The sequence below is a fragment of the Microbacterium sp. USHLN186 genome, from assembly GCF_037145155.1.
GTDB lineage: Bacteria > Actinomycetota > Actinomycetes > Actinomycetales > Microbacteriaceae > Microbacterium.
The window spans coordinates 166970-188936 of sequence record NZ_JBBCYA010000001.1 but is presented as its reverse complement, the minus strand read 5'-3'; the positions used below and the strand labels follow the sequence as shown (position 1 = coordinate 188936).

The following is a 21967-nucleotide window of genomic DNA, read 5'->3' as shown; positions in this document are numbered from 1 at the left end:
GTGTGTCTCATGCCCGAAGTGGTTTCTCAGCCCCGCGGCTGCGGCTGGACGTGGTCGCGCCAGGAGTGCTGAGGGTCGTACCCCAGCACGTCTCGCGCGTGGTCGATCGAGAGCAGCGTCTCGTGCGCTCCCACCTCGCGCGTCACCGGCACGTCGGGGAAGACCTCGGCGATCAGCTCCGCGTTGGGCCGGGACATGACGGTGTCCGCTGCGGCGATGATGAAGCGGTCGAACCCGGGCTTCGCCACCTGCAGGGCGCGCTCGACGGCCTGTGCGCCATCGCGCACGTCGATGTAGCCCCACAGGTTCCACTTCCGCTTCATCGCGTCGTCGTCGAAGGAGGGGAACTCGGCGTAGTCCTCCGGCACCATCACGTTCGAGAACCGCAGCGCCGTGATCGACAGGTCCGGATGCCAGCGCACGAGCTCCCGTGCCAGCTGCTCCTCCAGGGTCTTCACCAGCGAGTACACCGATTCCGGCCGGGCGGGGTACTCCTCGTCGACGGGGATGTACGGCGGGGGCACGTCGAACGGCAGGCCGAGCACCGTCTCGCTGGAGGCGTACACGATGCGCCGGATCCCGAGGCGCACGGCGGCCCAGAACACGTTGAACGTCGCCGGCATGTTGTTGTGGAAGGTCGCGACGTCGCTGCGGATGCCGGGAGCGGGGATGGCGCCGAGGTGCACGACGGCGTCGATGCCGTCATGCCGGTCCCCGACGGCCGTCAGCGCGTCCACGACCTGGCCGTAGTCGGTGAGATCGACCTGCACGAAGTCCGGCCCGCGGGTGCCGACCACGTCCATGCCGATGACGTCCCAGCCCCGGCCGCGCAGCTCGCGCGCGACCACCGAGCCGAGCTTGCCGGATGCTCCGGTCAGTGCGATGCGCATGGGCGCCGTCCTTCCGTCGAGGTTCGTCCTGCAACGCTATACGCGCCAGCGCCGGCGCGGTGTCGCGGCGCCCGTCCGCCTACTGCCGGTCGCGGGGATGCGTCCCCGTGCGCTGGCCGGATTCGAGCCCGGCGATGACGGCAATGTCATCGTCGTCGAGCGTGAAGCCGTCGAGATCGAGGTTCTGACGCAGGCGCTCCGGATGCGTGGACTTGACCACCGCGGCGCCGCCGAGCTGCAGGTGCCAGCGCAGCATCACCTGCGCGACCGACACCGAGTGCTTCGCTGCCACGGTGAGAAGGGTCGGCTCGTCCAGCAGGCGGCCGCGGCCGAGCGGGCTCCACGCCTGTGTGACGATGCCGAGCTCGGCGTGCAGCGCGCGAAGTTCGTGCTGAGGCAGCCACGGATGCGACTCGACCTGATTCAGCGCCGGTGCGACACCGGTCTCGTCGATCAGGCGACGCAGATCGTCGGGTTCGAAGTTCGCGACGCCGATCGTGCGCACGCGCCCCGCCTGCTGCAGCTCGATCAAGCCGCGCCACACGTCGACGAAGGCGCGCCGTGTCGAGCGCGGCCAGTGGATCATGTAGAGGTCGAGCGGGCCGACGTCGAGGTCGCGCTGGGAATCGGCGAAGTCGGCGAGCGCCTGCTCGCGGCTCTGCACCGGGTCGCCCCAGAACTTCGAGGCGACCAGCAGCTCGTCGCGTCGCCCTGATGAGCGGATCGCCTCACCCAGCTCGCGCTCGTTGCCGTAGAACTGCGCGCCGTCCACCAGGTGGTAACCGGCCGCGATGCCGGCGAGCGTCACCTCGGCGGTCTGCTCGATCGGCACCTTGTACAGCCCGAACCCGAGCGCGGGCAGACGAGTGCCGTCGTTGAGGGGGAGTGTTCCCGGCATGCCGACATCCTGTCACGCCGTCTCCTGGACGCCCACGAGCGGCACCACGGGCGTCACCGCACTAGCGGGTCCGAACCCTCCGGGTCAACGGTGTGCTGACGTGACTGCCCGGCGGAGTAGAAACGGATTTTCGGGGATGCCCCATCCCCCGCGAGGAGGAGAGCATGCCCGCATCCGGTGGGAAAGTGAAAGAGGTGCGGTCGCTGGTTCCCGCGCGGATGGACCGGCTTCCGTGGTCGCGATTCCACTGGATGATCATCGTCGGACTGGGCTTCTCGTGGATCCTCGACGGTCTCGAGGTGCAGATCGTCGCGGCGAACGGATACGCCCAGACGCTCGGCATGGGGCCTGCAGAGGTGGGTCTGGCGGGCACCTGCTACCTGCTGGGGCAGGTGTTCGGAGCGCTGGTCTTCGGCAGGCTGGCCGATCGACTGGGACGCAAGAAGCTGTTCCTCCTCTCGCTCGCCGTGTATCTGGTCGGCTCGGCCGTCGCGGGTCTCGCCTTCGCGCCGTGGTTCTTCTACATCTGGCGCTTCATGGCGGGCGCGGGCATCGGCGGCGAGTACGCGGCGATCAACTCCGCCATCGACGAGATCATCCCGGCGAAGTACCGCGGCCGGGTCGACATCGCCATCAACGGCACGTACTGGGGCGGCGCCGCGCTCGGCGCCGTGGCGAACATGTTCTTCCTGAACACCGACATCCTGCCCGCCGACCTCGGCTGGCGCCTGAGCTTCTTCCTCGGGCCGGCGCTGGGCGTGCTGATCATCTGGCTGCGCCGGCACATCCCCGAGAGCCCCCGCTGGCAGATGACCCACGGGCGCGAGGACGCTGCCGAGCGCAACGTCGACGAGATCGAGGAGCGCATCCGTCGTGAGGGCAAGACCGTCGGCCCGGTCGACGAAGAGAAGGCCATCACGGTCAAGGAGTACGGCAGCGTCCCCTTCCTCGTGATCATGAAGGTGCTTTTCAAGAAGTACCCTCGCCGCACGCTGGTCGGCATCACGATGATGATCACGCAGTCATTCCTGTACAACGCGATCTTCTTCACCTATGCGCTGGTGCTCGAGAACTTCTACGACACGCCCCCGGCATCCGCGGGCCAGTACTTCATCATCTTCGCCATCGGAAACCTCACCGGTGCACTCGTGCTGGGCCACTTCTTCGACACCTGGGGGCGTCGGCGGATGCTGTTCGGCACCTACGTGCTGGCCGGCCTCATCCTGCTGGTGAGCGCCTTCCTGTTCCACGCCGGCGTGCTGAACGCCGCGACGCACACGGCGTTCTGGTGCGCCTCGTTCTTCTTCGCCTCAGCGGGAGCGTCGGCGGCCTACCTGACGGTCAGCGAGATCTTCCCGCTCGAGCTGCGCAGCCAGGTGATCTCGTACGTCTTCTCGATCGGGCAGCTGGTCGGCGCGATCGCTCCCGTGCTCTACGGGTCGCTGATCGGTGCGAGCGCCGATTCCGGCGACCGCGGGCCGCTGTTCTGGGGATACGTCCTCGGTTCGGCGGTGATGATCTTCGGCGGGGTGATCTGCGGGGTCTTCGGCATCAGCGCCGCCGGAAAGTCGCTCGAGGACGTCGCCGACCCGCTCTCGCTGGTGGCGCCCGCGGAGGAGGGCGTCACGCCGACGGGCGGCAGCTGACGCGGGAGCCGAGGAAGCGCCGTGGGATCATGGCGGGATGAGCATCGAGCGCAACTGGGCAGGCAACCTCGTCTACCGGGCTTCTCAGCTCATCCGCCCCGCGTCGCCCGACGAGGCGCGCGAGGCGCTCGGCTCCCGCGCGCGGATCCGGATGCTGGGCACGCGGCACTCCTTCAACGACATCGCCGACACCGATGGAGTGCTCATCGCGCTCGACCGGATGCCCCGGGTGATCGAGATCAGCGACGAGCGCGACGCCGTGCGGGTCAGCAGTGCGCTGCGCTACGGCGACATCGCACCTCACCTCGACGGCGCCGGCCTCGCCCTGGCGAACCTCGCCTCGTTGCCGCACATCTCGGTCGCCGGCGCTGTGGCCACCGGCACGCACGGCTCCGGCGACCGGACCGGCTCGCTCGCGTCCGCGGTGCGTGCGCTCACCCTGCTGACCGCCGACGGCGAGATCCGCGAGCTGCGCCGGGGTGATCCCGGCTTCGACGGCGCGGTCGTCTCGCTCGGCGCCCTCGGCGCGGTGATCTACCTCACGCTCGATGTCGAGCCCACCTACACCGTCGCGCAGCACGTCTACGAGGGGCCGAGCTGGGACGCGATCCTCGCCGACCTCGACGCGGTCACCAGCGCGGGCACGAGCGTGAGCATCTTCTCCACCTGGCAGCGCACGGATGCCGCCGACCAGCTGTGGGTCAAGCAGCGTCAGCCAGACGAGCGCGCCGACCAGCGTGACTCCCTCGCTGCCCTACTCGGCGCGCTCCCGGCCGCCGCGAAACGGCATCCGATCCTCGGCGCCGATCCGCAGGCGTGCAGCGAGCAGGGCGGCGTGCCGGGCGAGTGGTTCGAGCGGCTGCCGCACTTCCGCCTCGCCTTCACCCCGTCCGCTGGTCGCGAGCTGCAGAGCGAGTACCTCGTGGCGCGGCACGACGCCGTCGCGGCGATCGAGGCGGTGCGCGGGCTCGCCGCGCGCATCGCCCCGCTGCTGCTCGTGAACGAGATCCGCACCGTGCGCGCGGACGACCTGTGGCTCAGCTCGTCGTACGGGACGGATGCCGTCGGCATCCACTTCACCTGGCGCCCCGACGAGGAGGCGGTGCGGGCGCTGCTGCCCGCGATCGAGGCGGCGCTGCCGGATTCGGCCCGCCCGCACTGGGGCAAGATCTCGACCCTCGATCCCGCCGAGGTGCGTTCGCGCTATCCGCGCTGGGCCGACTTCGCCGCGCTCGCCGCGTCGTACGACCCCGAGCGTCGCCTAGTCAACGAGCGTCTGGAGAAGCTCGGACTCTGAGCGGCCAGCCCCGGTCGGCCGGGTCCGTTGCAAGGACGGATGCCGGCGCAGCGGACGGATGTCGGCAGAATCGAAAGATCCGCGCCGGCATCCGTGAATCGTGCCGACATCCGTGCGGGGACGGGCGCAGCCACGGCGCTGTGACGTCACACCGTAGACTCGGCGCCGTGGATGAGCCCATCAGCCCGCCGAGGCGCCCGGTTGGCGTGCGCGAGGTCGCCGCGCGCGCCGGTGTGTCACGTCAGACGGTGTCGCGGGTGCTCAACGAGCATCCCGAGGTGGCCGTGGACACCCGCGAGCGCGTGCTGGCGGCGATGGCCGAGCTGGACTACCGCATCAACAACGCGGCCAGAGCGCTCGGCACCCGGCGTTCGCGCACGCTCGGCGTGCTGGCATCCGACGCGCTGCAGTACGGGCCCGCCCGCAGCCTGGCGGCGATCGAGGCGCGCGCTCGCGGTGCCGGCTACTGGGTCAGTGCGGCGTTCGCGGATGCCGCGGATGCCGACGCCGTCGTCGCCGCCGTGCAGCATCTCGTCTCGCAGGGAGTTGAGGGCATCGTCGTCGTCGCCCCGCACACGCAGACCCTGGACGCACTGGACGCCCTGCGGATCGGCGTGCCGATCGTCACGCTGCATTCCTCCGGGCGAGGTGCGCGCGGGCTCTCGGTCGACCAGGCCGCCGGAGCGCGACTGGCTGTGGCCGCGCTCGCCGATGCCGGGCACACGCAGATCGCGCACTTGGCCGGTCCTGCGGACTGGCTGGAGGCGGAGTCCCGAGCGGAGGGATACGCGGCGGAGCTTGCGGCGCGCGGGATGTCCTGCGGCCCGGTCATCGCCGGGGACTGGTCGGCGGCATCCGGGCACGCGGCAGCCGACGCGATCTGTGACTCCGGTGCCACGGCCGTCTTCAGCGCGAACGACCAGATGGCCCTCGGGCTCATCACCGGACTGCGCGAGGCCGGCCTCGACGTGCCGCGTGACGTGAGCGTGGTCGGCTTCGACGACGCGCCGGATGCGGCGTACTACTGGCCCCGTCTGACCACGGTGCGACAGGACTTCGACGAGCTCGCCCGCCGCGCCGTCGCCGCCGTGATCGGCGACGCCGCCGCGCCGCACGACCCGGTGCAGCCCGAACTGGTCGTGCGCGACTCGGTTGCTCCTCCGCGGCGCTGAGGACGCCGACGACGGCCGCTCACGCGAGGTGCGCGGTTGACCCGATGGCGCGTCGATGTCACACTACTGTGACCGGTCACAGACGCCGGATCCGATCGAATCGCCGAGGTATCCGTGAGCAACGAAGCCCCCTTCGCCGCCGACGTGGCCGCCGCCATCGAGGCCGTGCGTGCCGACGTGTCGCGCCTGCACGCCGAACTCGTCCGCTACGGCCTGGTCGTCTGGACCGGCGGCAACGTCTCGGGCCGGGTTCCCGGCGCCGACCTGTTCGTCATCAAGCCCAGCGGCGTCTCGTACGACGACCTCGCACCCGAGAACATGATCCTCTGCGACCTCGACGGCAATGTCGTGCCGGGCAGCGCAGGCAGCGATCGGTCGCCGTCGAGCGACACCGCCGCGCACGCGTACGTGTACCGGAACATGCCCGAGGTGGGCGGGGTCGTGCACACGCACTCCACGTACGCCGTGGCCTGGGCCGCGCGCGGCGAGGAGATCCCCTGCGTGATCACCGCGATGGCCGATGAGTTCGGTGGACCGATCCCGATCGGCCCGTTCGCCATCATCGGCGACGACTCGATCGGCCGCGGCATCGTCGACACCCTGCGTGGGCACCGCTCGCGGGCTGTTCTCATGCAGAACCACGGCCCGTTCACCATCGGCGTCGATGCGAAGGATGCCGTGAAGGCCGCCGTCATGGTCGAGGACGTCGCTCGCACCGTGCACCACGCCCGAGAGGCCGGACCGCTCATCCCGATCCCGCAGCCCGCGATCGACGCCCTCTACGGCCGGTACCAGAACGTGTACGGCCAGAACTCGGATGCCCGGCGATGACCCTTCGACGAGACTCAGGGACCCGGATTCGACGCGACTCTGCAGCCAAGCTGGAGGCCATCCGCTCGGGCCGCACCGCGCTGGGCATCGAGCTCGGCTCGACGCGCATCAAAGCATGCCTGATCGACGCCGACACCCACGAGGTGCTCGCCACCGGCTTCCACGACTGGGAGAACCGTTTCGAGAACCGCCTGTGGACCTACTCGCTCGACGCCGTGTGGACCGGCGTGCAGGAGGCGTACGCCGGCCTCGTCGGCGACGCGTACGACCGCTACGGCAGCCGGCCGGCGACGTTCGGCGCCATGGGCATCTCGGCGATGATGCACGGCTACCTGCCCTTCGACGGCGCGGGCGAGCTGCTGGCGCCGTTCCGCACCTGGCGCAACACCAACACCGGCGCGGCCGCCGCGGAGCTGACCGAGTTGCTCGGCGTGAACATCCCGCTGCGCTGGTCGATCGCGCATCTGCGCCAGGCCCAGCTCGACGCCGAGCCGCGCGTCGACGAGGTGCGTTTCTTCACCACCCTGGCCGGATACGTGCACTGGCAGCTCACCGGGCGCCGTGTCCTCGGCGTCGGCGACGCGTCGGGGATCTTCCCGATCGACTCCCTCACCCGGGATTACGATCAGTCGCTCATCGAGCGCTACGACGCGCACACCGGCGGTGATCTGCGTGCGATGCTGCCCGAGGTGCTCGTCGCCGGCCAGGACGCGGGCTCGCTGACGGCCATGGGCGCGGCGCTGCTCGACCCGACCGGGACGCTGCAGCCGGGCATCGCGTTCTGCCCGCCGGAAGGTGACGCCGGCACGGGCATGGTCGCGACCAACGCTGTGTCGCCGCGCACCGGGAACGTCAGCGCGGGCACGAGCATCTTCGCGATGGTGGTGCTCGAGCGCCCGCTCGCCGAGGTGCACCACGAGCTCGACCTCGTGACGACCCCCGCCGGTGACGCGGTCGCCATGGTGCACTGCAACAACGGCGCCAGCGAGCTGGCCGCGTGGGTGGGCATGTTCGCGCGGTTCGCGGAGGCATCCGGAACCCCGAAGTCGGCGGATGCCGTCTTCGAGACGCTGTTCCGAGAGGCGCTGGACGGCGAGCCCGATGCCGGTGGGCTGCTGGCCTACAACCATCTCGCGGGCGAGCCCATCGCGGGCACCGACGAGGGGCGGCCGCTGTTCGTGCGCACGCCCGACAGCCGATTCACTCTCGCCAACGTCATGCGCGCCCAGCTCTACGGAGTGTTCGGCACGCTCGCACTCGGCATGCAGGTGCTCGCCGACGAGGGGGTGACGATCGAGCGAATGTTCGCGCACGGCGGCATCTTCCGCACCGCGGGCGTCGCGCAGCGCTTCCTCGCCGGGGCGCTGAACGCGCCTGTCGCGGTGGGGGACACGGCATCCGAGGGTGGCGCGTGGGGCATCGCCGTGCTCGCCGCGTTCCTCGGATCCGACCGTCCGCTCGGCGATCACCTCGCCGAGCGGGTCTTCGCCGACACCGGCATCCGCGTCGCCGATCCGCTGCCCGAGGACGTCGCCGGGTACGCCGCCTATCTCGACCGCTACCGCGCCGGCATCGCCGTCGAGTCCGCCGCGATCGCCGCACTCTGAATCACGACCCGCCTGAACCGCTCAACCCCGGCCGACACGCAAGGAACGCCCATGACCCGCACTCCGCTCACCTCCACCCTCGACGAGTACGAGGTCTGGTTCCTCACCGGCAGCCAGCACCTCTACGGGCCCGAGACGCTCGCGCAGGTGGCCGAGCAGTCGCAGCAGATCGCGCGCACGCTCGACGAGGCCGCCGAGGTGCCGGTGCGGATCGTCTGGAAGCCGGTGCTCACCGATTCGGCATCCATCCGCCGCATCGCGCTCGAGGCGAACGCCGACGACCGCGTGATCGGCCTGATCGCCTGGATGCACACGTTCAGCCCCGCGAAGATGTGGATCGCCGGCCTCGACGCCCTGCAGAAGCCACTCGCGCACCTGCACACGCAGGCGAACGTCGAGCTGCCGTGGGCAGACATCGACTTCGACTTCATGAACCTCAACCAGGCCGCGCACGGCGACCGCGAGTTCGGGTACATCCAGACCCGGCTGGGCGTGCCGCGCAAGACCATCGTCGGGCACGCCTCCGACCCCCGTCTGCGTCAGCAGCTCGGCACCTGGCAGCGCGCCGCCGCCGGCCTCGCGGCCGCCCGCTCGCTGAAGCTCGCCCGCTTCGGCGACAACATGCGCTTCGTCGCGGTCACTGAGGGTGACAAGACCGAGGCCGAGCTGCGCTTCGGCGTGCAGGTGAACACGTGGGGCGTGAACGACCTGGCGGATGCCGTCGCCGCGGCCTCCGCGGCGCACATCGACGCCCTCGTCGCCGAGTACGAGGAGCTGTACGAGGTCGCTCCCGAGCTGCGCCGCGGCGGCGACCGCCACCAGTCGCTGCGCGACGGCGCCGCCATCGAGATCGGGCTGCGCTCGTTCCTCGAGGAGGGCGGCTTCGGCGCCTTCACCACCTCGTTCGAAGACCTCGGCGCGCTGAAGCAGCTGCCGGGCCTGGCCGTGCAGCGCCTCATGGCGGAGGGCTACGGGTTCGGTGCCGAGGGCGACTGGAAGACGGCCATCCTCGTGCGCGTGGCGAACGTGATGGGCGCGGGGCTGCCGGGCGGCGCGAGCCTCATGGAGGACTACACCTACGACATGACCCCGGGCGACGAGCTCATCCTCGGTGCGCACATGCTCGAGGTGTCGCCGTCGCTCACGACGAAGAAGCCGACCCTCGAGATCCACCCGCTCGGCATCGGCGGCAAGGACGACCCGGTGCGCCTGGTCTTCACCGCCGACACCGGGCCCGCTGTGGTCGTCGCGCTGAGCGACATGCGCGACCGCTTCCGCCTGACGGCGAACGTCGTCGAGAACGTCGAGCCGCGCGCCGCGCTGCCCAACCTCCCGGTCGGGCGCGCGGTGTGGAAGCCGGCACCCGACTTCACCACCAGCGCCGCCGCGTGGCTCACTGCCGGCGCCGCGCACCACACCGTCATGTCCACCGCGGTGGGCATCGAGGCGTTCCGCGACTTCGCCGAGATGGCCGAGGTCGAGCTGCTCGTCATCGACGAGTCGACCACGCTGCCCGCGTTCCAGAATCAGGTGCGCTGGAACGCGGCCTATCACCGCCTGGCGCAGGGCCTGTGATGCTGCCGGTCTCGGGCCGTCAGCTCTCGATCACCGGCCACGGCTACGACGCCGTCATCGCCAGCGTCGGCGCCGCCGTCCGCACGCTCACGCACGAGGGGCGCGACCTCATCGTGCCTTTCGACGCCGACCAGGTGCGGCCGAACTACCGTGGTGCGACGCTGGCGCCGTGGCCGAACAGGGTCGTCGACGGGCGGTACGCGTTCGCCGGCGCGCAGCACCAGCTCGCGCTCACCGAGCCGTCGCGCGGGCACGCCCTGCACGGACTCGCGGCCTGGCTGGAGTTCACCGACCAGGTGGTGGAATCCGACCGGGTGGTGCTGACCGCAGTGATCGAGCCGCAGCTCGGCTACCCGTTCCGGGTGCAGGTCGAGGTGGAGTACCACCTCACCGCGGACGGGCTGACGCAGGTCGTGACCGGCCGCAACCTCGGGACGGATGCTGCGCCGTGGGGGACAGGCCCGCATCCGTACCTCGTCGCCGACGCCGCCCGCCCGGGAGCCGTCGACGCGTGGACGCTGTCACTGCCGGCATCCGAGGTGCTGACGGTGACCGACGACCGGCTCAGTCCCGTCGCGGTCGAGCCGGTCGACCGGCATCCCCAGTGGGACTTCCGCACGCCCCGCACGATCGGCGACACGTTCGTCGACCACGCCTTCACCGCCCTCGCACGCGACGACGGGATCGCCGAGGTGCGGGTGACTGCCGCTGACGGCACCGGCACGGCGATCAGCTGGGACGAGGCGTGCCCGTGGGTGCAGATCCACACCGCCGACACCCCCGAGTGCGAAGCGACGCACCGTATCGGTCTGGCCGTGGAGCCGATGACCTGCGCGCCCGATGCCTTCAACTCCGGCGCCGGGCTCGTCGTGATCGACGCGTCCGGCGAGCACATCGCATCCTGGACCATCCGCGCGCTCTGATCACAGACGGCTGACCCAGCGGTGGTCAGGGCAGACGCACGGCGTACTGCTCCCGGATGCCGGGCACGCACGCGACCGGCACAGGTGCGGCCTCGCCGGTAGCCCATTCCGGGCGCACACCGGTGAGCGCCCACACGGCCTGAGCCGCCGCGCCGAGCGCCACGTACTCCTGGGGCTCGGGCACGACGACCGGAAGATCGAAGACCTGCGCGGCGATCGTCTGCACGGCGCGGCTCTGCGCCGCACCGCCGATCAGCAGGATGCGGGTGGGGGAGACGCCCTGCCGGCGGATCGCATCCAGGCCGTAGGCCAGCCCGCAGAGCACACCCTCGATCGCCGCGCGGGCGAGATTCTCCCGGGTGGTGCTCGCCAGGGTCATGCCGAACAGGGTGGCGGTGGCATCGGGCAGATTCGGCGTGCGCTCGCCCTCGAACCAGGGCTGCAGCACCAGTCCGCCGGCGCCGGGCTCGGCGTCCAGGGCGAGCTCGCTGAAGGTGGCGTGATCCACGCCGAGCAGGGCCGCCGTGGCATCCATCACCCGGGCCGCGTTCAGCGTCGCGATCAGCGGCAGCCACCCACCCGCGGCGTCCGCGAACCCCGCGACCGTGCCGCTCGCGTCGTGCACGGCGGTGTCGGTGACCGCGAACACGGTGCCGGAGGTGCCGATCGACACCACCGCGTCCCCGCGGCGAGCGCCGAGACCCAGCGCCGCCCCTGCGTTGTCGCCCGCTCCGGGGGCGACGATCACGCCGTCCTTCCCGGTGACGTGCTCGGTCGGGGCGAGCACGCGCGGCAGGACGATGCCGGATGCGTCGCGCCGCAGCGCGAGCGAGAGGATCTCGCGGTCGTATCCATCGGCGCCCCAGTAGCCGGTGCCGCTGGCATCCGAGCGGTCGGTGACCAGCTCGTCGAGCCGGGGGTCCTCGGGGCCGTAGCCGCGCAGCCGCCAGGTGAGCCAGTCGTGCGGCAGCGCGACCGCCGCGACGCGGGCGGCGTTGCCGGGTTCGTGATCGGCGAGCCAGCGCAGCTTGGTCACCGTGAAGGAGGCCACCGGCACGACGCCGGTGCGGATGCTGAACTGCTCCGCACCCAGTTCCGACACGAGGTCTGCGGCCGCGCTCGCCGACCTCGTGTCGTTCCACAGCAGTGCCGGGCGGATGACCCGCCCGGCCTCGTCCAGGGCGACCATGCCGTGCTGCTGCCCGCCGACCGACCAGCTGGCGATGTCGTCCATGGCGGCACCGGATGCGGCGGACGCGCCGGCGGCGTCGGCGAGCGCCTCCTGCAGGGCAGCCCACCACGCCTCGGGATCGACCTCGGTGCCGGCCGGGTGCGGTGCGCGACCGGTGCGCACCACCGTCCCGGTCACGGCATCGCGCACGACGACTTTGCAGGACTGCGTCGACGAGTCGACTCCCATCACGAGTGCCATCACGGCATCCTTCCGTCAGCTCCCGCGCGGGGGAGGGGTCTCAGCGCGCGCCCATCAGGTGCTCGGTGGCGAGCTGCTGCAGGCGCACGAAGCCGAAGCCGTGGCCACCCAGGTACGACGCGGCGTCGAAGTCCTCGAACGCGCTGCGATCGGCGAGCAGGTCGTCGTACGACTCGCCCTCGCCGAGCGTGGGCTGCGCAAGCTCGGCGACCTTCGCCGCGGCCAGCGCCTCCTGCACCTCAGGATCGGCGCGGAACGCCTCGGCGCGCTCCTTGAGCAGCAGATACATGCGCATGTTGGCGGCGGCCGAGTCCCACACTCCCGTCTCGTCTTCCGTGCGGCTCGGCTTGTAGTCGAAGTGGCGGGGGCCGTCGTAGGCCGGTCCGCCGTTGCTTCCTGAGCCTGTCGAAGGACCGCCGTGCTCGAGCAGGTCGACCAGCGAGAACGCGTTGTTGAGGTCGCCGTGGCCGAACACGAGGTCCTGGTCGTACTTGATGCCGCGCTGACCGTTCAGATCGATGTGGAACAGCTTGCCGTGGTACAGCGCCTGGGCGATGCCGGCGGTGAAGTTGAGTCCGGCCATCTGCTCGTGGCCGACCTCGGGGTTCAGCCCGACCAGCTCGGGGCGCTCGAGCGAGTCGATGAAGGCGATCGCGTGCCCGAGCGTGGGCAGCAGGATGTCGCCGCGGGGCTCGTTGGGCTTGGGCTCGATGGCGAAGCGGATGTCGTAGCCCTTGTCGGTGACGTAGTCCCCGAGCAGGTTGACCGCCTCACGGTAGCGCTCGAGGGCCGCCTGGATGTCCTTCGCCGCGTCGTACTCAGCGCCCTCGCGGCCGCCCCACATGACGAACGTCTTCGCGCCCAGCTCGGCGGCGAGGTCGATGTTGCGCAGCACCTTGCGCAACGCAAAGCGACGCACCTGGCGGTCGTTCGAGGTGAACCCGCCGTCCTTGAACACCGGGGCGCTGAACAGGTTGGTGGTCACCATCGGCACGACGAGGCCGGTGGCGTCCAGCGCGCCCTTCAGCCGATCGATCTGCTTCTGCCGCTCTGCCTCGGTCGAGCCGAAGGCGAACAGGTCATCATCGTGGAAGGTCAGCCCGTACGCGCCGAGCTCATCGAGCTTCTCGACCGCGTGCACGACATCGAGAGCCGGTCGGGTGGGGCCGCCGAACGGGTCGGTGCCGTTGTAGCCGATGGTCCAGAGTCCGAACGAGAATCGGTCGGCCTTGGTGGGGGTGAGAGACATGGTGATCCGCCTTCAGCGACGTCGGTGAAATGTTGTAGGGTCAAACATATCAACCGGATCACGCGGATGCAACGTGTAGACCGACCGGCCGCCGCCGAGCGACCTCTCGGGTTCAGTGCGCGGGCGGCGCAGTGGATGCGCGCACGATCAACTCGGCCGGCAGGCGGACGTCCTCGTGTGCGCTGTTCTCGAGCATGGCCAGCAGCAGGCGCACCGCGATGGCGCCCATCTCGAGCAGCGGCTGGCGCACCGTGGTCAGCTGGGGGTCGTGCGACGCGGCTTCGGGCACGTCGTCGAAACCGACCACCGACAGGTCCTGCGGCACGCGGATCCCGCGCTGCGCAGCGACGCGCATCATCTCGATCGCCGACAGGTCGTTCGCGGCGAAGACGGCGGTCGGCCGGTCGACGAGGTCGAGCAGCCGCTGGGCGCCGGCGGTGGATGAGGAGGCGCGGTACCCGCCATCGACGACGAGCGCGGGGTCGAAGGGAATGCCGGCCTCATGCAGCGCCCGTCGGTAGCCGTCCTCGCGCTGATGGGCGGATTCCAGGTCGGTGCGTCCGCGCAGATGGCCGATCCGCCGATGTCCGAGCTCGATCAGATGAGCGACGGCCGCATGGGCTCCATCACGATTGTGCACGCTCACCGTAGAGGTGCCCTGCGGCCCGGCATGCGGGTCGACCGCGACGATCGGCACCGAGGCGTGCGCGGGGGTCGTGGTGGGTGTGACGATGATCGCCCCGTCGATGAGCGTGCCCCCCAGTCGGGAGAGCGAGCGCCGCTCCCATCCGAGATGCTCGCCCGCCGAGACGCTGCCGGCGTACGCGAGCACGTCATAGCGCGTGTTCTGCAGGGCGGTCGACACACCCTGCAGCAGCTGCACGGCGAACGGCTCGAACTCCGCGACGAGCACGCCGATCACGTTCGTCTGCTGTCGGCGCATCGAGGTCGCCACGAGTGAGCTGGCATAGCCCAGCTCTTCCACGACCGCCATCACATGGTTCAGAGTCGCGGGGGCGACTCCGTCGCGGCCATTGATGGCCTTTGACACAGTGGCCACCGAGACGCCGGCGGCCCTCGCGACGTCGTGGATGGTGGTGCGTGCGGCCATGGAGACAGCCTAATGACCGAAAACGTTATCGATAACGATTGACATGAAGGAATGCAGGTGTCAGAGTGAAGCCAAGGAGATTGGGTGTCGCTGGCAACAAATAGGTGCACCCGGTAGCACTCAACGACGAGGAGACACAGCATGAAGATCCGGAAGACCTGGCTGGCGGCGGCCGCCGTCGTCGCGGTGGGAGCGCTCGCACTGAGCGGCTGCTCCGCGGGATCCGGCGGAGACGACAATGGTAGCGAGACGCTGACCATGTGGCACAACTCCACGACCGGAGAGGGCAAGCAGTACTGGGAAGACGCTGCTGCCGCCTTCCACGAGGCGAACAAGGACGTGACCATCAAGGTCACGTCGATCCAGAACGAGGACATGGACGGCAAGCTGCAGACCGCCGTGAACTCGGGCGACATGCCCGACATCTTCATGGCTCGCGGCGGAGGCAAGCTGGCCGACATCGTCAGCGCCGACAAGGTGAAGGACCTCACCGACCTCATCGACGACGATGTCAAGAAGGCGCTGGGCGACGCGCCGTTCAGCGCGTTCACCGTCGACGGCAAGATCTACGGCATGCCCAGTGCCGTGCTCCCCGGGGGCATGTTCTACAGCAAGGACCTGTTCGAGCAGGCCGGCATCACCTCGCAGCCCAGCACGGTCGAGGAGCTCGACGACGCGGTCTCGAAGCTCAAGGACGCAGGCGTCGAGCCGATCGCCCTCGGCGCCAAGGCCGCGTGGCCGGCAGCGCACTGGTACTACTTCTTCGCCCTGCGCGCCTGCGATCAGGGGCTGATCGAGAACCTCGCCACGAAGGCCGACTTCTCCGACCCCTGCTGGCTGGAGGCGGCGAAGAACCTTCAGGAGTTCGCGGCCACCGAACCGTTCAACAAGGGGTTCCTGACCACCTCCCCGCAGGAGGGCGCGAACTCGTCGGCGGGCCTGCTCGCCAACCACAAGGCCGCCATGGAGCTCATGGGCGCGTGGGATGTCGGCGTGATCGCCAGCCTGACCCCCGACCAGAAGCCGCTGCCCGACCTGGGCTGGTTCCCGTTCCCCGAGGTCGAGGGCGGTGACGGCGGCGCCGGCGCCATGATGGGCGGCGTCGACGGCTACTCCTGCGCGAAGGATTCCCCGGCAGCGTGCGAGAAGTTCCTGAACTTCGTCTCGTCGAAGGAGTGGCAGGAGAAGTACGCGGTCGCGTTCCAGACCATCCCCGCCTCGCAGGAGGCGATGGGTGCGGTCACCGACCCGTCCCTCAAGCCGCTGATGGAGGCCTACCAGAAGGCGCCGTACGTCGCGCTGTGGCTCGACACCGCTCTCGGTCAGAACGTCGGCAACGCGCTGAACACCAGTGTCGTCGAGATGCTCGCCGGTCAGGGCAGCCCGGAGAAGCTCGTCGACACGGTCGCCAAGGCGCAGGCGCGAGGCTGACCCAGCCATGCACGACACCCAGGCACTGCAGCGCACCACGGTGCCTGAGCAGGACGCCGTCTCCGGGGCGGGCGCGACGCCCGCCCCGGAGCGGCGGCCGAGGCGGACCGACTGGCGCAAGCGCGGCGAGATCGCGCTCCTCGCCGGACCTGCCCTGATCATGTTCCTCGGCTTCGTCATCCTGCCGGTGGCGATGGCGGCGTTCTACGGCTTCTTCAAGTGGAACGGATTCGGCTGGCCGACCGAGTTCATCGGACTCGACAACTACGTGATGATCTGGCAGGACGACACATTCCGTGCGGCCGTCCTGCACAACGGCATCATCGTGGTGCTGTCGCTGCTGCTGCAGGGGCCCATCGCGATCCTGTTCGCGCTGCTGATGAACCAGAAGATCCGCGGGCGCTCGATCATCCGCATCCTCATCTTCGTCCCGTACGTCATCTCCGAGGTGATCGTCGGCATCGGCTGGAGCCTGATGCTGCAGGATGCTGGTGCACTGAACTCCCTGCTCGAGAAGTGGGGTCTGGGCGAGTTCCAGCAGTCCTGGATCGCCGACCCGGCGATCGCGATGACGTCGCTGATGATCATCATCACCTGGAAGTACCTCGGCTTCGCCGTCATCCTCATGCTGGCGGGGATGCAGTCCATCCCCGAGGAGCTCTACGAGGCCGCCGCGATCGACGGCGCCGGCTTCTGGAAGACCCAGTGGGCGATCACCGTCCCGCTGCTCGGGCCGACCATCCGGATCTGGGCGTTCCTTTCGATCATCGGATCGCTGCAGCTGTTCGACCTGGTCAACATCATCTGGGGGCAGTACATCGCCGCCACCGCCGGCACCTCGACGATGGCGACCTACATGTACCAGAACGGACATCTGGCCGGCAGCTACGGCTTCGGCAACGCGGTCGCCGTGATGCTGTTCATCATCACGCTCGTCGTCGCGCTCTTCTATCAGCGCTTCGTCCTGCGCCGCGACACCGAGGGCGCACTGACCGGCGACAGCGGAAGGAAGCGCAAGTGAGTGCCGAGACTCTGAACACGCGAGTCGCCATCCAGGCGATCGAGCCGAAGGGCCCGCGCCGACCACGCGAGTCCGGCGTCAAGTGGGGCAGCCCCGCCGTCTACCTCGTCGCACTGATGCTGATCGCCATCTGCATCACCCCGGTGCTGTACATCATCATCGGCGGCTTCCGCACGAACTCGCAGATCACGATCGACCCGTCCGGCTTCCCGGCGCCGTGGCAGTTCGCCAACTACGGTGACGTGCTGGCGAGCTCGGAGTTCTGGGTCGCCATGATGAACTCCACGATCTCGGCTGTGGGCACCACCGCCGGCGCCGTCCTGCTCGGCCTCATGGCCAGCTACGTGATCGCGCGATACGACTTCGGTGGCCGCGGCTTGATGTACTCGCTGTTCGCTGCGGGGCTGATGTTCCCGGTGACCGTCGCGATCACCCCGCTGTACATCCTGATCCGCAACCTCGGGCTGGTGAACAGCCTCGCCGGCATCATCCTGCCGCAGATCGCCTTCGCCCTGCCGATGACCATCATCATCCTCGTCCCGTTCCTGCGCGCCATCCCCAGGGAGCTCGAGGAGGCCGCGTCGATCGACGGCGCATCGCGACTGGGCTTCTTCTGGCGCATGGTGCTGCCGCTCAGCCTGCCGGGCGTCATCACCGTCGGCATCCTGGCGTTCGTGGGGGCATGGAACGGCTACATGCTGCCGCTGTTCATCCTCAGCGACCAGAGCCTGTTCACCCTGCCGCTGGGGGTGCAGAACTTCGCGTCGCAGTACTCGGTCGACACCGCCCGGGTGCTGGCCTACACCTCGCTGTCGATGCTTCCCGCGCTGATCTTCTTCAGCCTGTTCGAGCGCCGCATCGTCGGCGGACTGACCGGAGCCGTGAAAGGCTGACATGTTCGATCGCACCCATCCCACACCGCCCGGGGTCCCCGCCTTCCCGATCGCCTCTCCGCGCGTCGCCGCACTCCTGGCGCAGATGACCCTCGACGAGAAGGCCGCGCAGCTGGTCGGCTACTGGCTCGATCAGGGCGGCGACGTGGTCGCGCCCATGCAGAACGAGATGGCCTCGGCCGGCGCATCCGACACGCTGAGCGAGATCACCCGTCACGGCATCGGCCACTTCACGCGCGTCTACGGCACGCGCCCGGTCGAGCCGGCAGAGCGGGCCGCCTGGCTATGGAACGAGCAGCGCCGGCTGCAGCGCGAGACGCGCCTGGGCATCCCGGCCATCGTGCACGAGGAGTGCCTGACCGGCCTCGCCGCCTGGAAGGCCGCGACGTTCCCCACTCCGCTGGCCTGGGGCGCGTCGTTCGATCCCGATCTCGTGGCCGAGATGGGAGCGCTCATCGGGCAGTCGATGCGCGAGCTCGGCATCCATCAGGGCCTGGCTCCGGTGCTCGACGTCGTCCGCGACCCCCGCTGGGGACGCGTTGACGAGTGCATCGGCGAGGATCCGTACCTCGTCGGCACCATCGGCACCGCCTACGTGCAGGGGCTGCAGTCGCAGGGCGTGCACGCCACGCTCAAGCACTTCCTCGGCTACTCCGGCTCGCGCGCCGGGCGCAACCACGCCCCGGTATCGGCCGGCCCGCGCGGGGTCGCCGACGTCTTCCTCCCGCCGTTCGAGATGGCCATCCGCGACGGCGGTGCGCGCGGTGTGATGAACAGCTACTCCGAGATCGACGGGGTGCCGGTGGCATCCGATCCCGCACTGCTCACCGATCTCCTGCGCCACGAGCTGGGCTTCGAGGGCGTGGTGGTCGCCGACTACTTCGCCGTCGCCTTCCTCCAGGTCATGCACGCCATCGCGCGCGACCGCGGCGAGGCGGCCGAGCTCGCCCTGAAGGCCGGCATCGACGTCGAGCTGCCTTCCGGAGACGCCTACCTCGCCCCGCTCGTGGAGCGCGTGCGCGCGGGGCAGTTGGACGAGGCCTACCTCGACCGGGCGGTCATCCGCGTCCTCGCCCAGAAGGAGGAACTCGGGCTGCTGGACCCGGCGGCCTTCCAGGACGCGGCGCCGACCGTCGTCGACCTCGACACCGCTCAGCACCGAGCGGTCGCGCTGCGTCTGGCATCCGAGTCGATCGTGCTCCTCGCGAACGACGGGGTGCTGCCGATCGCCGATCGCGCCTCGCGCATCGCGCTGATCGGGCCCAACGCCGATCGCTCCGCCGCGCTGCAGGGCTGCTACTCCTTCGCCAATCACGTGCTCGCCCATCACACCGACCACGAGATCGGCTTCGAGATCCCCACCGTGCGCGAGGCGCTCGCCGTGGCGATGCCGGATGCCGAGATCGTCCACCTGGGCGGAAGCGACGTCGAGGGCTCGGACCGGTCCGCGTTCGACGATGCCGCACGGGCGGCGGCCGACGCCGATCTGGCCGTCGTGGTCGTCGGCGATCAGGCCGGCCTGTTCGGGCGCGGCACCGTAGGCGAGGGCAACGACGTGCAGTCGCTCGACCTGCCCGGCGTGCAGCGTGAGCTCGTCGAGCGGCTCGTGCAGACCGGCACACCCGTCATCATGGTGCTGCTGAGCGGTCGGCCGTACGCGATCGAGTGGGCGCTGGAGGGCGAGGTGCGACCGGCCGCCGTGCTGCAGTCATTCTTCCCCGGCGAGGCCGGCGGCACGGCGCTCGCCCAGGCGCTGACCGGTGACGTCACTCCGTCGGGCCGGATGCCGGTGAGCCTGCCGCGCTTCTCCGGCGCGCAGCCGTACAGCTACCTGCATCCCATCCTCGGCGGACCGTCGGAGGTGACCGCGACCGACCCGACACCGCTGCGGCCCTTCGGATTCGGCCTGTCGTACACGAGCTTCGCGTACGACGACCTCGCACTGCCCGCCGAGGCGGGCACCGGCGGGCGCTTCACCGCCACCGTCACCGTCACCAACACCGGCGATCGGGCCGGCGACGAGATCGTGCAGCTGTACGGCCGCGACCTCGTGGCGACCGTGACGCGGCCGGTGGTGCAGCTGCTCGGCTACGCGCGCGTGGCCCTGGAACCCGGCGAGAGCCGGCGGGTGAGCTTCGATGTTCCCGCCGCGCGCTTCGCGTTCACCGACCGCACCCTCGCACGCGTCGTGGAACCGGGCGAGGTGCTGGTGTGGGCGGCGGCACACGCCGCGGCTTCCGCGCCCTCCGCGGACCTGGCCGGCACGACCGGAGGAGCGATCTCGAACGAGCGCGCCCGCGAGCAGGTGGTGCTGCCCGGCGCCGCCACGACGCCGCGCAGCATGGTGCTCACCGGTGACGTGCACCGCGTGACCGGTGCGGATGCCCGCGTCGTCGGTGTCGAGGTGTCGCAGGCAGTGCGGGCATGACCGCGCTCAATCCGGTGCTGCCCGGCTGCTATCCCGACCCGTCGGTCTGCCAGGTGGGGGAGTGGTACTACCTGGTCACCTCGACCTTCGAGTACCTGCCCGGCCTGCCGGTGCTGCGCTCGCGCGATCTGCTGCGGTGGGAGACGATCGGGCACGTGATCGACCGCGCGGACATGCTCGACTTCGACGGCATCCGCTCGTCCGGCGGGCTGTACGCGCCCACCATCCGCCACGGCCTCGATCTGTTCTGGGTGGTGTGCACGCTCGTCGACCCGGACGACCCGAGCCGAGGAGGCAACTTCCTCGTCACCGCCGAGCAGCCGCAGGGACCGTGGAGCGACCCGGTCATGCTCGATGTCGGCGGGATCGACCCGTCGCTCGCCTTCGACGACGAGGGGCGCGTGTGGATGCACGGCACCCGCCTCGCCGCCGATCCCGCCTGGCACGACCAGACCGAGGTGTGGGTGCGCGAGTACTCCGCCGAACAGCGCGCGCTGATCGGCGACGAGCACGTCGTCTGGCGCGGCGCCGTGCACGGGGCGGTGTGGGCCGAGGCGCCCCACCTGTACCGGATCGACGGCGACTGGCACCTCGTCGCGGCGGAGGGCGGCACGGAGTTCCACCATGCCGTGAGCGTGGCCCGCGCGGATGCGGTCACGGGCCCGTACCGGGGCAACAGGGCGAACCCGGTCTTCACCCACCGTCACCTCGGCCGCCGCACCGACGTGATCGGGGCGGGGCACGCCGACCTGGTGCAGGCGCCGGACGGCTCGTGGCAGGCCCTCATGCTGGCGATGCGCGCTGCTGACGGACACCACTATCCGCTGGGCCGGGAGACGTTCCTGTGCCCGGTCGAGTGGGAGGACGGCTGGCCCGTCTTCGCCCCCGGAGAGGGCCGGCTGCCGCGCGAGATCACCGCTCGGTGGGCGACCGAGCCGGCGCCGGCGGGAAGCTGGCAGCCCGATGACCGGGTCGCCGGCGCCGTGTCGCCGCACGATCCGCGGTGGACGGCGCTGCGCGCGCTGCCGGCCGAGATCGCCTGCGCCGATGGCGGGGTGTGGCGGATGCCGGTGCGCGCGGCGACGCTGCGGGATGCGACGACGGTGGCCTTCCTCGGCATCCGGCAGCAGCACGCGGACGTCGATGTGCGAACGGTGCTGGACGTCAGCGGGCTCGCGGTCGGCGAGAGCGGCGCGCTCGTGGTGCGCCAATCCGAGCGGGACCACGCCGCGGTGGTCGTCACCCGCACCGCCGCGGCCCTGACGCTGCGCGCCGTGCACGTGCGCGGCGGGGAGGAGCGCGTGCTCGCCTTGCGCACGCTGCCCGACGTGCTGCAGGTCGAGCTGCGCCTGCGCGGGCGCGGGTACGACCTCGAACTCATGCACGACGACCTTCCGCTCGGCACGGTGGATGCCCGGCAGCTGGACGCCTCGTCGACCGGGGGCTTCCTCGGGCTGTGGGTCGGGGTGCACGCGACCAGTGCCGGCAGCGCGCCGCAGGGAGAGCTGGCGATCACCCGATTCGAGTACGCGCCGTCGGATGCCGCGGAGTGAGCACGTACCG

At 70.3% G+C, this 21967-nt stretch carries 17 protein-coding genes; 12 read left to right on the top strand and 5 right to left on the bottom strand.

All coding sequences use genetic code 11. The features are described 5' to 3' along the window. Positions 1-26: 26 nt before the first annotated feature. Entirely contained in the window at positions 27-890 is an 864-nt protein-coding gene (locus WFG93_RS00860; protein WP_336644423.1) for an NAD-dependent epimerase/dehydratase family protein, read from the bottom strand. A 79-nt stretch (positions 891-969) separates the two neighbouring features. Then, positions 970-1788, bottom strand: a complete 819-nt coding sequence (locus WFG93_RS00855; protein ID WP_336644422.1) for an aldo/keto reductase — start codon at positions 1786-1788, stop codon at positions 970-972. 164 nt (positions 1789-1952) lie between these two features. On the opposite strand from WFG93_RS00855, the gene WFG93_RS00850 reads away from it, so the two are divergent. From WFG93_RS00850 to WFG93_RS00820, 7 genes are all read left to right on the top strand, one after another. Further along, positions 1953-3434, top strand: coding sequence for an MFS transporter (locus tag WFG93_RS00850; protein WP_336644421.1), 1482 nt, complete (start codon positions 1953-1955; stop codon positions 3432-3434). Between the two features lie 37 nt (positions 3435-3471). Continuing rightward, on the top strand, positions 3472-4731 hold the full coding sequence (locus tag WFG93_RS00845) for an FAD-binding protein (RefSeq protein WP_336644420.1): 1260 nt from the start codon (positions 3472-3474) through the stop codon (positions 4729-4731). Between the two features lie 167 nt (positions 4732-4898). Continuing rightward, complete coding sequence (locus WFG93_RS00840; RefSeq protein ID WP_336644419.1) at positions 4899-5903, top strand: LacI family DNA-binding transcriptional regulator; 1005 nt, start codon at positions 4899-4901, stop codon at positions 5901-5903. Between the two features lie 114 nt (positions 5904-6017). Then, the gene (locus WFG93_RS00835; RefSeq protein WP_336644418.1) at positions 6018-6734 is read left to right on the top strand and encodes an L-ribulose-5-phosphate 4-epimerase; all 717 of its coding nucleotides are present in this window, start codon (positions 6018-6020) and stop codon (positions 6732-6734) included. Next, a complete protein-coding gene (locus WFG93_RS00830) occupies positions 6731-8341 on the top strand; it encodes a xylulokinase (RefSeq protein WP_336644417.1) in 1611 nt (536 codons plus the stop codon). Before WFG93_RS00835 ends, WFG93_RS00830 begins: the two co-directional genes overlap by 4 nt. Positions 8342-8392: 51 nt before the next feature. After that, positions 8393-9916 carry an L-arabinose isomerase gene (araA, locus tag WFG93_RS00825; RefSeq protein WP_336644416.1) on the top strand — a complete coding sequence of 508 codons (1524 nt, stop codon included), beginning with the start codon at positions 8393-8395 and terminating at the stop codon, positions 9914-9916. Next, positions 9916-10839, top strand: a complete 924-nt coding sequence (locus WFG93_RS00820) for an aldose 1-epimerase family protein (protein ID WP_336644415.1) — start codon at positions 9916-9918, stop codon at positions 10837-10839. The genes araA and WFG93_RS00820 overlap by 1 nt, the downstream gene beginning before the upstream one ends. A gap of 25 nt (positions 10840-10864) precedes the next feature. On the opposite strand, the gene xylB is transcribed toward WFG93_RS00820, so the two are convergent. From xylB to WFG93_RS00805, 3 genes are all read right to left on the bottom strand, one after another. Further along, the gene (gene xylB, locus WFG93_RS00815; protein ID WP_336644414.1) at positions 10865-12271 is read right to left on the bottom strand and encodes a xylulokinase; all 1407 of its coding nucleotides are present in this window, start codon (positions 12269-12271) and stop codon (positions 10865-10867) included. Between the two features lie 40 nt (positions 12272-12311). Beyond that, on the bottom strand, positions 12312-13520 hold the full coding sequence (xylA, locus tag WFG93_RS00810; RefSeq protein ID WP_336644413.1) for a xylose isomerase: 1209 nt from the start codon (positions 13518-13520) through the stop codon (positions 12312-12314). A gap of 112 nt (positions 13521-13632) precedes the next feature. Next, the gene (locus WFG93_RS00805; protein WP_336644412.1) at positions 13633-14631 is read right to left on the bottom strand and encodes a LacI family DNA-binding transcriptional regulator; all 999 of its coding nucleotides are present in this window, start codon (positions 14629-14631) and stop codon (positions 13633-13635) included. A gap of 141 nt (positions 14632-14772) precedes the next feature. Here WFG93_RS00805 and WFG93_RS00800 point away from each other — a divergent pair, with 141 nt between their 5' ends. From WFG93_RS00800 to WFG93_RS00780, 5 genes are read left to right on the top strand one after another with little or no spacing between them, the layout of a single operon-like run. Beyond that, on the top strand, positions 14773-16062 hold the full coding sequence (locus tag WFG93_RS00800) for an ABC transporter substrate-binding protein (RefSeq protein ID WP_336644411.1): 1290 nt from the start codon (positions 14773-14775) through the stop codon (positions 16060-16062). Between the two features lie 7 nt (positions 16063-16069). Then, the gene (locus WFG93_RS00795) at positions 16070-17083 is read left to right on the top strand and encodes a carbohydrate ABC transporter permease (protein WP_336644410.1); all 1014 of its coding nucleotides are present in this window, start codon (positions 16070-16072) and stop codon (positions 17081-17083) included. Positions 17084-17121: 38 nt separating this feature from the next. Next, positions 17122-17976, top strand: a complete 855-nt coding sequence (locus WFG93_RS00790; RefSeq protein ID WP_442928225.1) for a carbohydrate ABC transporter permease — start codon at positions 17122-17124, stop codon at positions 17974-17976. A gap of 1 nt (position 17977) precedes the next feature. Beyond that, positions 17978-20404, top strand: a complete 2427-nt coding sequence (locus tag WFG93_RS00785) for a beta-glucosidase (protein WP_336644409.1) — start codon at positions 17978-17980, stop codon at positions 20402-20404. Further along, positions 20401-21957 (top strand): glycoside hydrolase family 43 protein, encoded by a 1557-nt coding sequence (locus WFG93_RS00780; protein ID WP_336644408.1) that lies wholly within the window; start codon positions 20401-20403, stop codon positions 21955-21957. Before WFG93_RS00785 ends, WFG93_RS00780 begins: the two co-directional genes overlap by 4 nt. Positions 21958-21967 lie beyond the last annotated feature (10 nt).

What these genes read in the sequence shown, in the direction of transcription:
- WFG93_RS00860 (WP_336644423.1), bottom strand. Translation starts at nt 890, where the DNA reads ATGCGCATCGCACTGACCGGAGCATCCGGCAAGCTCGGCTCGGTGGTC.
- WFG93_RS00855 (WP_336644422.1), bottom strand. Translation starts at nt 1,788, where the DNA reads ATGCCGGGAACACTCCCCCTCAACGACGGCACTCGTCTGCCCGCGCTC.
- WFG93_RS00850 (WP_336644421.1), top strand. Translation starts at nt 1,953, where the DNA reads ATGCCCGCATCCGGTGGGAAAGTGAAAGAGGTGCGGTCGCTGGTTCCC.
- WFG93_RS00845 (WP_336644420.1), top strand. Translation starts at nt 3,472, where the DNA reads ATGAGCATCGAGCGCAACTGGGCAGGCAACCTCGTCTACCGGGCTTCT.
- WFG93_RS00830 (WP_336644417.1), top strand. Translation starts at nt 6,731, where the DNA reads ATGACCCTTCGACGAGACTCAGGGACCCGGATTCGACGCGACTCTGCA.
- araA (WP_336644416.1), top strand. Translation starts at nt 8,393, where the DNA reads ATGACCCGCACTCCGCTCACCTCCACCCTCGACGAGTACGAGGTCTGG.
- WFG93_RS00820 (WP_336644415.1), top strand. Translation starts at nt 9,916, where the DNA reads ATGCTGCCGGTCTCGGGCCGTCAGCTCTCGATCACCGGCCACGGCTAC.
- xylB (WP_336644414.1), bottom strand. Translation starts at nt 12,271, where the DNA reads ATGGCACTCGTGATGGGAGTCGACTCGTCGACGCAGTCCTGCAAAGTC.
- xylA (WP_336644413.1), bottom strand. Translation starts at nt 13,520, where the DNA reads ATGTCTCTCACCCCCACCAAGGCCGACCGATTCTCGTTCGGACTCTGG.
- WFG93_RS00805 (WP_336644412.1), bottom strand. Translation starts at nt 14,631, where the DNA reads ATGGCCGCACGCACCACCATCCACGACGTCGCGAGGGCCGCCGGCGTC.
- WFG93_RS00800 (WP_336644411.1), top strand. Translation starts at nt 14,773, where the DNA reads ATGAAGATCCGGAAGACCTGGCTGGCGGCGGCCGCCGTCGTCGCGGTG.
- WFG93_RS00795 (WP_336644410.1), top strand. Translation starts at nt 16,070, where the DNA reads ATGCACGACACCCAGGCACTGCAGCGCACCACGGTGCCTGAGCAGGAC.
- WFG93_RS00785 (WP_336644409.1), top strand. Translation starts at nt 17,978, where the DNA reads ATGTTCGATCGCACCCATCCCACACCGCCCGGGGTCCCCGCCTTCCCG.
- WFG93_RS00780 (WP_336644408.1), top strand. Translation starts at nt 20,401, where the DNA reads ATGACCGCGCTCAATCCGGTGCTGCCCGGCTGCTATCCCGACCCGTCG.